Annotated in this window: 9 protein-coding genes; all 9 read right to left on the bottom strand. The window is 37.4% G+C overall.

Annotated elements, in window-relative coordinates; translation table 11 throughout:
* Positions 1 to 73: 73 nt before the first annotated feature.
* The 9 genes from HMPREF0671_RS08885 to HMPREF0671_RS11815 all read right to left on the bottom strand — a co-directional run bounded on the left by HMPREF0671_RS08885 (position 74) and on the right by HMPREF0671_RS11815 (position 10,076).
* Positions 74 to 601 (bottom strand): serine acetyltransferase, encoded by a 528-nt coding sequence (locus HMPREF0671_RS08885; RefSeq protein ID WP_082721734.1) that lies wholly within the window; start codon positions 599 to 601, stop codon positions 74 to 76.
* 4 nt (positions 602 to 605) lie between these two features.
* Positions 606 to 1,685: a glycosyltransferase family 4 protein gene (locus HMPREF0671_RS08880; RefSeq protein WP_036899656.1), complete on the bottom strand. Its 1,080-nt coding sequence runs from the start codon at positions 1,683 to 1,685 to the stop codon at positions 606 to 608.
* 398 nt (positions 1,686 to 2,083) lie between these two features.
* On the bottom strand, positions 2,084 to 2,878 hold the full coding sequence (locus HMPREF0671_RS08870; RefSeq protein ID WP_156958397.1) for a hypothetical protein: 795 nt from the start codon (positions 2,876 to 2,878) through the stop codon (positions 2,084 to 2,086).
* A 6-nt stretch (positions 2,879 to 2,884) separates the two neighbouring features.
* Positions 2,885 to 3,790, bottom strand: a complete 906-nt coding sequence (locus HMPREF0671_RS08865) for an ATP-grasp fold amidoligase family protein (RefSeq protein WP_084589752.1) — start codon at positions 3,788 to 3,790, stop codon at positions 2,885 to 2,887.
* Positions 3,791 to 3,816: 26 nt separating this feature from the next.
* Positions 3,817 to 4,662: an arginase family protein gene (locus HMPREF0671_RS08860; protein ID WP_036899646.1), complete on the bottom strand. Its 846-nt coding sequence runs from the start codon at positions 4,660 to 4,662 to the stop codon at positions 3,817 to 3,819.
* 76 nt (positions 4,663 to 4,738) lie between these two features.
* A complete protein-coding gene (locus tag HMPREF0671_RS08855) occupies positions 4,739 to 5,992 on the bottom strand; it encodes an oligosaccharide flippase family protein (protein WP_198025897.1) in 1,254 nt (417 codons plus the stop codon).
* A 381-nt stretch (positions 5,993 to 6,373) separates the two neighbouring features.
* A complete protein-coding gene (locus HMPREF0671_RS08850) occupies positions 6,374 to 7,426 on the bottom strand; it encodes an NAD-dependent epimerase/dehydratase family protein (RefSeq protein ID WP_036899644.1) in 1,053 nt (350 codons plus the stop codon).
* Between the two features lie 3 nt (positions 7,427 to 7,429).
* Positions 7,430 to 8,749, bottom strand: coding sequence for a UDP binding domain-containing protein (locus HMPREF0671_RS08845; RefSeq protein WP_036899640.1), 1,320 nt, complete (start codon positions 8,747 to 8,749; stop codon positions 7,430 to 7,432).
* Positions 8,750 to 8,978: 229 nt separating this feature from the next.
* Complete coding sequence (locus HMPREF0671_RS11815; protein ID WP_052052959.1) at positions 8,979 to 10,076, bottom strand: hypothetical protein; 1,098 nt, start codon at positions 10,074 to 10,076, stop codon at positions 8,979 to 8,981.
* Positions 10,077 to 10,481 lie beyond the last annotated feature (405 nt).

Raw genomic sequence — 10,481 nt, 5'->3', positions numbered from 1 at the left:
TGTTGATGCTGGCAAATACTTTGCAAATCCGTAATATGCGACCAAGCATAAGAGTTTCTTTATTTTCATATTTTTATTCTACAATATTATTCACATACCCCTCTGTTGCCCAATCCCTATGCTTGATAACGCAAGGATTGCCAAATACCACGGAATGAGAGGGAATATCTACATTAACAAAACTGTTAGGTGCAATCATCACATCATCACCAATAGTGACATTTCCAACGATAGCCGAATTGATACCTATCCAAACTCTATCGCCAATTGTTGGACAACCTTTTCGAGAACCCCTGTTCACCTGACCGATAACGATTCCCTTGTGGATGTTGCAGTTGCGACCTATTTTAGCTTTACTATTGATGGTGATATTATAGGCATGACCTATATAAATCCCCCCCCCAATTTGCTGGTTTGCAGTTAGTTCTAGACCTCTTCTGTTTGCCCATATACGAAATAGGGCTTTATATAACAGTCGCATTGGAATAAAGGATGCTACAGCAGCCTTACGATAGAGGAAATGGAATATCCTAATATATGCCTCAGGCTTACCTCTATAACGAGTTATATCGGCATTATATAAATCTTTGAATTTGCTCATCGCTTTATAATCTTTCTATAAGTTCAACATACGATTTTAGGAATGCTTCTTCTGTATTGCGTTGCAAACATAGCTGACGATTGCGTTTGCCCATTTCCTGCCTTTCCTTAAAAGATAAATCCGCCATTTTCTTAATAGCACCAGCTATGTCTTCTACGCTTTCTGGGTTGAAGAGAAAACCATTTACGCCTTCTTCCACGATATATGGATTCTCATAGACATTGCTGCAAAGAATAGGCAATCCACAAGACATTGCCTCAGCCACTACATTTGGATATCCTTCATAAAGACTCGGAAGACAAAATATATCAGCCTTGCGATATTCCTCTTCTATCTTCTGGTTGGGATTATGCAACGTAATGTAATCTGAAATATCAAGCTTTTGATATTCCTTCTCTATTTCTGCATAATAATCGGCATTATGTTTCTTATCTCCATACCAATCGAAATGCACATTGAGTCCCATATCCTTTACCATACGTACAGCCTTCAAGTAAGTCAAGACATTCTTCTGTTGAGTATAGCGAGCGACGGTAACGATACGCAAAACATCATTCTGCACAGGCATTTCTGAGGGAGTGAAGCGATTAACATCCACGAAGTTGATAATAGAATGCACCTTTTTACAGAGGAAAGGAAAGTGATTGCAAATAAACATGCCTTGACTATTGCTGTTAGGAACAATAGCATCCGCCACACGATAAAGGTTAAACTGTACCTTATCACTACGAGTAATGCAAGTATTATTGTTTCGTTCTGACACAACTAACTTAGCCCCGAAAAACATCTTTGCGACGCACATCGTCTTGTTGACAGATGGCAAAAACGAAATAACAACATCAGGCTTATATTGTCTAACATACTTTGCAGCCTTAAACACACGAGTATTCTTATTCCACAGCTCAGGCACAAACTGATAGTCCACACCATTCTGGCGAAGATAAGGCTCATAAAACTGATTCTCAACATATGTTATTAGACGGCAAGGATAACCAGCCTTAGTTAACATCGAAGCTAACCCACACATTTGACGTTCAGCACCACCTGAACCAAGTGTTTCCGTTATTAAAAGAATTTTTTTCATATTTATTGTGGAATTTCAACCTCCCTACAATGAGCCAAATAATAGCCAAATACAGTACATGAATATATAGAATATTCTGTATAGGACATGGAAAATAATGTCATAATAAAGAAAGATATGAATACAAGTGTAAGAACTAATTTCGCAAATAAATTCTGCTTTGTCTGTCTGATTGTTTTATAAAAACACAGCCAATAGAATGCATATATAAGAAGACCAAAGACTCCTTGATTTATTGCTATTTCAAGCCAGTCATTGTGCGCATAGTTTATTCCTATGTCCAATGTTGCATTTGCACCATTACCAAAAAGAAACTTAAAAGTATTCATTTCGTTCTTGAAATGATTCCAGAAACACTCATAGATATAATCACGTCCACTTAAACCACCATTCTCTGTTTATATAATACGTTGAGTAAAATAATCGGATGTATCCATCATATATGTCACCATATATACACCAGCTAACGCTATCAACATTGAGAAGATTAGTACTTTCACCTTTGAGATGCTACGATGATATCTAAAATTAAAGTACAAAAAATACAATATTGACAAAACGCCCACAAGTATAGCACCTCTTTTCATACCTATCACAATAAACACCATACAAAAGATAAGTAGTCCATACTGTATAATATTTTTATTTTTAAATACAGCCACAGTTGGAATAAGCGCTACAAATAAATATCCCATATTATTGGTTACTTCATCAACATCGGTTCTTTCAAGTAGCAGTTTATGTATAATTGTCATCTTATAATCAAAGAATATAAACACAGATGCCAGCATATAAACAACAATCCATTTCTTTAAAATTGGTTCAGTTAGAAACCCTTTTCTTGAGAAATAATAGAAAGAATAAATATTTGGTATGGAAAGAAAAATGCTCTTCAAAAACGAAGAATTAGACACCTCTGCTCCACTGTATCTAATTATATAATGATTATCACTGAATAGTAACACAACACCATATAGAACAAACATTAAAAACAAAATGTTAAGTCCTGTAAAAAATATTGGTTTGTTTGGTAATACTATTGTCTTGAATGTATAATATATCCCCATCAACATAGCAACAAAAATTATCAACTGAGAAACTATAGTACCTCCTGTTGGTATCATTGTTCCCTGCATAGAATAAAATACCAATAGAGATATATAAACATTACAAGGATTTTTGAAAAATTTCATTATCTTTTATCTTTTAGAGGGTAACACAACCCAACTTCCAAATATTTCATCCCATTCGTTTGGCGTAAACTTTTCAAAACCACTTGAATCAAAGAAAGTGAACTCACCGAAATACACTTTATCATCAACACTATACAAATCAATTCTTACGTGTGGAAGACCTTGTGAGAGTTTCTTAGCTATTTTCTTCATCTCCTCAAATGTTGAAGGTAGTTGGGGAGTTACTGGATTGTTCTTTCCTCCTTGAGTAAATGGCAAATTATTTCCATCCATATCAAAAAAATCGAAGTAGGTGCGGTGTCCTGAGAATCTTTCGCTTGCCACAAGAAAAACTTTAGACTCTCCATTAAAACAATAGAACTTATAATCACGCAACTCTCCGCTTTCGTCAACCTTAAATTCCTCTGCTAATATTCTTGGTTTGACTTTTTTATAAGGCCATTCCTTAAGGTGTTTATAAATACTTGTCTTTAAAGAAATATTCAAGCGTTCAGCTGCAGAAGCCTTATCCAATTTCTTCTTGTCACGGCATATAACAACGCCTCCGCCTCCACCTCCATTGGTCGTTTTTAGAACAAAGCGGTCAGGAAGTGTACTAAAATCAATATCTTCAAATCTATCCCAAACACCAAGTGTTGGAATTATATATTCTTTTCCTAATATTTTTTCAGCAACCTTTTTCGCTTCGTATTTGTCAACCATTCTGGTATATTCAGGCTTTCTATTATACAGTTTTAACCATTGAAGTTTTTCATTAAATGTCTTGGGATTTTTTAAATCCAAGCTATATCCCATCTTTAAACGGAACATTATTTTTAGATACAAAGCATCAGGAAGCCATGTTCCAAAATGGGTAAGAATTGCTAAGCAGAACTTTTGTGGTTCCTTAAAGTAAGTGATTATTTTTTGCATACTATATTATTTCTAATATCTACATTTTATATACGACTTAATATTTTTACAAGTTTTTTTACAACCCTATCAGTACGTTCATCAATGTCATAAAGCGGATTATACTCAACTAAATCAATAGACTTTACAGTAGTATTATTTTTTAGAATTAAGTTCAAGAGTTCATGCAATGCTGCTTCTGTTATTCCACCCTCTTCTGGTACACCTGTACCAGGAGCTATTGATGGGTCAAGTACGTCAATATCCAAGCTTATATGAATTTGCTTGAATCGTGACATAAAACCGCTTATTGTCTCCAAAGCCCCAACGATATCCGAATTAATAACATCACTCGGTATTCTTGAAATACCATGCTTATTAATTAACTCTACCTCATATGGGTCGAGACTTCTTGCGCCTACATACAGTATATTCTCAACTGGCAGAATGTTCTTTGTATACCTTCCAACATATTTGGCCTCACCAAATCCCATAAGATATGCCATATGCATTCCATGTATATGGTGGCTTGCTGAACGCTCTGCAATATTGCAATCCCCATGAGCATCAAGATAGATAACGCCTACTTCTGGGTTGTGCTTTAAAGCACCAGCAATAGAGCCCCAAGAAACAGCATGATCTCCTCCAATTGTTATCACCTTCTTGCCAGATGACAAGGCAGAATAAACAGAATTGCAGATATCCTGATTTACTTTATCAATAGCGTTAAAGAACGGCATTAAGCTATCTTCACCAGGACGTTCGTCGGGTATTGATATACATGAAAGCTCTTTCAAACCTTCGTTTTCAAATAATTGAGCCAAACGCAATGCTCCAACTTCTGGTCCTTTTTTATAAGCTCCATACCATTGCGGAGCTACAATATAATTCATAAAATGTTATTGTTTTGATATAAAAAATTTCTATACTTGCTTTTTAAATAGCAAGTATTTTATTCATACAATACTACTATCCTTGGCAATATATTTTTGCCAAGATATAAGTACCAACTCCTAACACCCCTCTACATAGAAGCACAGTAATTGCAGCACCAATATATGAGAAATAATAAACTAAGGGTATCGAAACACTCATTCCTAAAATGGATGAAACAAAGGTTAGATTTCTTAGTGGTTTTTCCTTATGATTAAGTATTAAGAAATTAGTTCCATATGTATAATCCATTGCAAGAAATATTACAGAAAAGGATAGAATCTGCATTACAATGACAGACTTTTCAAATTCATCTCCTAACATTACTTTAATGACAAATGGAGATATTGCTATAAGAAAAATAGAGCCTATCAATGCTAATCCGATATTCAGTTTTGCATAAAAAGAATGTTTATCTAGACGTCTTGATAAGAATGGATAAAATGCCCTTGAAAGAACAGACTGAAAATTATAAAAGATAGTAGGAAATTTATTTCCACCATCATATAAGCCATTAGCTGTTGCACCTCCAAAGAAACCTAAGAGCATTACTGAGAAGCTATTGTAAAGGTTGGGCATCAGATTATTTATGAATACGTCTGTACTGCCTTTTATGGTTCTTGTTAACTCGCCCCATTGGGGTCTATATAGAGTATATCCCCACTTCATTAAGATGAGATATAAAGCTCCTATACCACATAATAAATATCCAATTGTAGTCAAAAGAGGCTGTATTAAATAATCCTCCCTTTCATGTATAAATATAAATACAGATATTGTGAATATCAACTTTATGAGAAGATTAAAAATAGTGGTGTATTTCATCCGTTCTATTGCTTGAAAAAACCACTCAGGAAATAGAATGTAACCAGGAACCAATAAAAAAGTAACAAAGATTATATCAGCATTCTCACGAAGGTAAGGTACTGCCAGAACTGCTATCAGCAGTAATAATCCAGAAAAAAGAGTCAATAGGCATCTTGCCCATAATACATTACTGAAAATACGTGAAACCTTCTCCTTGTCCGCCCGATTTTGCGCAACATCACGAGTTGCAATAAGGTTAAATCCCCAATCGGATATTGTCTGAATCCATACAACAATAGCTGATGCAAATGCAATCTTTCCAACGCCATCTGCACCTATCACACGTGCAAGATACGGCATTGTTATCAATGGGAACACATAACCAGCTATTTGCAATAAAGACAAATAACCGAAATTTGCAAAGACGGTTTTACCGTCCTTATTACTATTTATTTTCTTTTTTATTTCTGATAATCTGTTCATTATTAATCATCTAAGTACGTGATCTTAATTATTTATACATTATAAGTACGTTTGTACTGTTAGTACTCAATTTAAGGCATAGCCCTTTGTATAGGCACTTTTGCAAGTGCCTATATATTGAGATTTTAAAAAATCACATGTTTATTAACTATTTCATACATTTTACACGCAAGTGATTTTCGGCTACACTCGGCATAGCTAAAACAAGTTTGGCTCTGCTCTCGTTGGCACGAAAATCCTTCGCTCGACAATTTAAAAGCAAGCTTTCATTGTTCTCACTTATCGAAACCGGCGTAATGGATATTTGGTAGGCTGAAACCTCTCGTGTTTTAGCCTACCAAATATCCATTACGCCGGTTTTTAAGTAAATCAGAAGAATTATCAATAGTATTTCGCATACCATTCGGCAAAGCGTCTTAATCCTTCTCTTAGACTTGTGTTTGGCTTGAAACCAAAATCTTGCTCCAAAGGTGTTGTATCAGCGTAAGTAACCGGCACATCACCAGGCTGCATAGGTACAAGTTCCTTGTGGGTTTCAAAGTCGTAGTCTTTAGGAAGGACTCCTGCACGTACAAGCTCTTCTTGGAGGATGGTTACGAAGTCAAGGAGGTTTTCGGGGGAATTATTACCGATGTTGTATACTTTGTATGGAGGGATAGGAAGACCGTCCTCACCGTTCTGCTTCTCGGGGGCGTGCTGCATGATACGAACTACACCTTCTACAATATCGTCTACAAACGTAAAGTCGCGCTTGCAGTTGCCGTAGTTGAAAATCTTGATGGTTTCACCTTTAACAAGCTTATTGGTAAAGCCGAAATATGCCATATCGGGACGACCTGCAGGACCGTATACTGTAAAGAAACGCAAGCCTGTAGATGGGATGTTATAGAGTTTGCTATAGGCATGTGCTATTAGTTCATTACTCTTCTTGGTTGCAGCATAAAGAGATACAGGATTGTCTACCTTGTCGTCTGTAGAATATGGAACCTTCTTGTTGCTGCCATATACTGAAGATGAAGAGGCATACACAAGATGCTCTACTTCGTGATGACGGCATGCTTCAAGGATGTTGTAGAAACCGATAAGGTTGCTCTGAATATAAGCATCAGGATTGGTGATGCTATAACGTACACCTGCTTGTGCTGCTAGGTTTACTACAACAACTATTTTATTCTCTGCAAATATCTTCTCTACTGCTTCTTTATCAGCGATAGAAGCATGAACGAAAGTCCAGTCACGGTTTAATGCTTCTATTTCTTTCAGACGCTCGTATTTGATGTTTACATCATAGTAATCGGTAATAGAATCTATACCGATTACTTTAATATTCTGCACGTCATGAAAAAGACGCTTTACAAGGTTGCTACCTATAAAGCCTGCTGCACCTGTTACAAGAACAGTTTTGCCTTCAATATTTATATTGTGATTTACCATTGCTTAGTCTCTTCTAAAAATATCACGTGTATAAACTTTCTCTTCTACGTCTGTCAAGCAGTCATCAAAGCGGTTGGCGATGATGGCTTTGCACTGAGCCTTGAACTCATCGAGGTTATTAACCACCTTGCTGCCGAAGAATGTTGTTCCGTTTTCCAATGTTGGCTCATAGATAATAACCTCAGCACCCTTAGCCTTAATACGCTTCATGATGCCTTGGATGGCTGACTGACGGAAGTTATCGGAGTTGGATTTCATTGTTAGGCGATAGACACCGATGACACAAGCGTGCTCTTTGCTTGCATCCCATTGACCATTTTCTGCGTAATAGCCAGCCTTGCGGAGCACTGCATCAGCGATGTAATCCTTGCGTGTGCGGTTGGACTCTACAATGGCCGACATCATGTTCTGTGGGACATCCTGATAGTTGGCAAGGAGTTGCTTGGTGTCCTTAGGCAAGCAGTAGCCACCGTAGCCGAATGATGGGTTATTATAATGTGTGCCGATGCGTGGGTCGAGACCTACACCCTCGATGATAGCCTTTGAGTCGAGACCTTTCATTTCGGCGTAAGTGTCAAGCTCGTTGAAGTAGCTGACACGAAGGGCGAGATAAGTATTAGCAAAGAGTTTTACTGCCTCTGCTTCCTTCATACCCACAAAGAGGGTGTCGATGTTTTCTTTGATGGCACCTTCTTGCAGAAGAGTAGCAAAAGTCTTAGCTGCATCAATCAGCATATCTACATTAGTAACCGACTCGATGGCGTTGTTCTCTGCTTCAAACTCTGGATTGTTGATAATCTTAGGATAACCAACTATGATACGGCTGGGGTAGAGATTGTCATACAATGCTTTGCTCTCACGAAGGAATTCTGGAGAGAAGAGGAGATTGAACTTCTTAACTCCTTTCTGCGCATACTTTAAATAGAGGTTACGGGTGTAGCCAACAGGAATGGTAGACTTGATGACCATGACGGCATCGGGATTTACTTCCAATACCAAGTCGATAACTTCTTCTACATGAGTAGTATCGAAGTAATTCTTTACAGGGTCGTAATTGGTAGGAGCAGCAATCACCACAAAATCGGCATCTGCATAGGCTGATTTGCCGTCAAGAGTGGCGACAAAGTTCAATGGCTTCTCTGCCAAATACTTTTCGATATAATCATCTTGAATAGGAGAAATCTTATTGTTAAGCTTTTCAACCTTTTCTGGGATTACATCTACTGCTGTTACATGATGATGTTGTGATAGCAATGTAGCTATGCTCAGTCCCACGTAGCCAGTACCGGCCACTGCGACTTTAATGTCTTTGAAATCACGCATATATCTGTTTTATTTAGTTTCTATTTTCTCCTATTGTTGATTTTGATATATTGTATCGATACAAGTATTTATCTTGAAGTATTTATAACAAGATTTGTTTGTATTACTTCTTCTCCTCTTAAAATTCCTTTTATTGGTTGTAGTAGGGCACGGACATTCTATACGGACAGATTGCAGCGTGTAGCGATATGCGAAGAAATCGATTTCCATTTTATTTCTCTAAGATGTACTATTCAAACAGATAGCCGTAGTTGTTTTGCAACGCCTCAAACTCTGTTTCACAGCGATTATGCAGCTCTTCATCGCTGTCCTTGAATATCTTTATCGCTTTCTCCATCTCTTCAATGACGGTTCTTCCTGCTTCAAAGATGGGTCTCAGTTCGTCCTTAAAATAGTCGATAAAAGGAGCATAATAGTAGCCAATTTCTTCTATCATAAAGTAGAAAGTATCGAAAGCGTCTTTCAAGTCCAATTTCTTGGATTCAACATCCTTGATTGTCTGAATACGCAATATATCTATATTCTCCACTTGCGCTGCGACCTCTTGTGCAGTCTTCACTTGGTGGAAATAGCGGTCGATAAAGGCATTGCGCTCATGCAAGTTGCGCTTGTAGAATAACTCTCGCTCTTTTTTGTCTGCCTCGTTCTTGTTTACTTCCTCAAAACGTTCAGCATGTACACCTGATAAGGCTACTGCCATTCCACCGACATCCATAACGAGCTTGCGGTCTCGGGCTATGCGGATTACATAACCTTCGAGTCCGGCATATTCACCAGTCACAATGCGAAGTAGGGTACGGTTCTTGGAATAATAGACAAAAGGACGAAGAAGGAAGCGGAGACGTTCTGGCTCGGTTTCTGCCACACGCATAAATGGCTCCATTTGGTTGCAAGTGATAGTGGCTATCCTTCCTGTACTACAATTCTTACAGAGTTTATATGAATTTACGTTTCTATCTAAGTAGTACTGTATTTTTTTAGGGTCGCCTTGCAAGAATATCAGTCCACTTACAGTAGGGGTTTCCACTTCGCGCATTCCACCTCTATTCCTGTGACGTGGAACATATTTTATTGTCTTATGCACAAAATGGGTTAGTCCATCTTTCTTTAGCTGTTCTTCTATCGACTTTACTTTTTGATTGTGTACAAAAAGATAACTCCATGATGTGCAGTTATCTTTCACCTGCGAACACTTCTTTATCGCTGAACCAGTCATTTCGTCTGGCTCAGAAACGTGTGTGCCCTTTGGAAATTCATTGTTCTCAGATGTCTGAAAACACTTTGTTTCGTCGGCTGTAGACTGAGAAACCGTGCAATCCTGCTTCATAACCTCTCCGCTACTTTATGTCACTGTTGTCTGCCATCACCTGGGATGACAATGCCAATTTTACAATAACATTGTTCATAAATTCATACTATCTGTGTGTGTATGTTTGTCCAGTTACGGGTTTCAATGTTTCACAAATCAAATTTGCTGATTGCGCTGCATTTTCACCTCATAGTGGCTTTGTGTCTCTATCTCTTTACATACTGTTTTCACATGATAAAACAGTATCTACCTTGCAAATTTACATAAAAATCGCTATATATAAGCCAGTGGAAATAAAAAATGGGAAATAAATTCTCGAATCGCCTTCCCATTTGACGAAAAAGTGTCAAGGCCAGCATCAATTCTTTGTCCTAAATGCGTGCTTCAAGTCACAATATGTATTATCTTTTGAGCAAAAAAAAA

This window comes from Prevotella sp. S7 MS 2 (assembly GCF_000762865.1).
Classification (GTDB): domain Bacteria; phylum Bacteroidota; class Bacteroidia; order Bacteroidales; family Bacteroidaceae; genus Prevotella.
The sequence above is the reverse complement of the archived record's forward strand: the minus strand, read 5'-3'. Positions and strand labels throughout refer to the sequence as shown.

What these genes read in the sequence shown, in the direction of transcription:
- HMPREF0671_RS08885 (WP_082721734.1), bottom strand. Translation starts at nt 601, where the DNA reads ATGAGCAAATTCAAAGATTTATATAATGCCGATATAACTCGTTATAGA.
- HMPREF0671_RS08880 (WP_036899656.1), bottom strand. Translation starts at nt 1,685, where the DNA reads ATGAAAAAAATTCTTTTAATAACGGAAACACTTGGTTCAGGTGGTGCT.
- HMPREF0671_RS08870 (WP_156958397.1), bottom strand. Translation starts at nt 2,878, where the DNA reads ATGAAATTTTTCAAAAATCCTTGTAATGTTTATATATCTCTATTGGTA.
- HMPREF0671_RS08865 (WP_084589752.1), bottom strand. Translation starts at nt 3,790, where the DNA reads ATGCAAAAAATAATCACTTACTTTAAGGAACCACAAAAGTTCTGCTTA.
- HMPREF0671_RS08860 (WP_036899646.1), bottom strand. Translation starts at nt 4,662, where the DNA reads ATGAATTATATTGTAGCTCCGCAATGGTATGGAGCTTATAAAAAAGGA.
- HMPREF0671_RS08855 (WP_198025897.1), bottom strand. Translation starts at nt 5,992, where the DNA reads ATGAACAGATTATCAGAAATAAAAAAGAAAATAAATAGTAATAAGGAC.
- HMPREF0671_RS08850 (WP_036899644.1), bottom strand. Translation starts at nt 7,426, where the DNA reads ATGGTAAATCACAATATAAATATTGAAGGCAAAACTGTTCTTGTAACA.
- HMPREF0671_RS08845 (WP_036899640.1), bottom strand. Translation starts at nt 8,749, where the DNA reads ATGCGTGATTTCAAAGACATTAAAGTCGCAGTGGCCGGTACTGGCTAC.
- HMPREF0671_RS11815 (WP_052052959.1), bottom strand. Translation starts at nt 10,076, where the DNA reads ATGAAGCAGGATTGCACGGTTTCTCAGTCTACAGCCGACGAAACAAAG.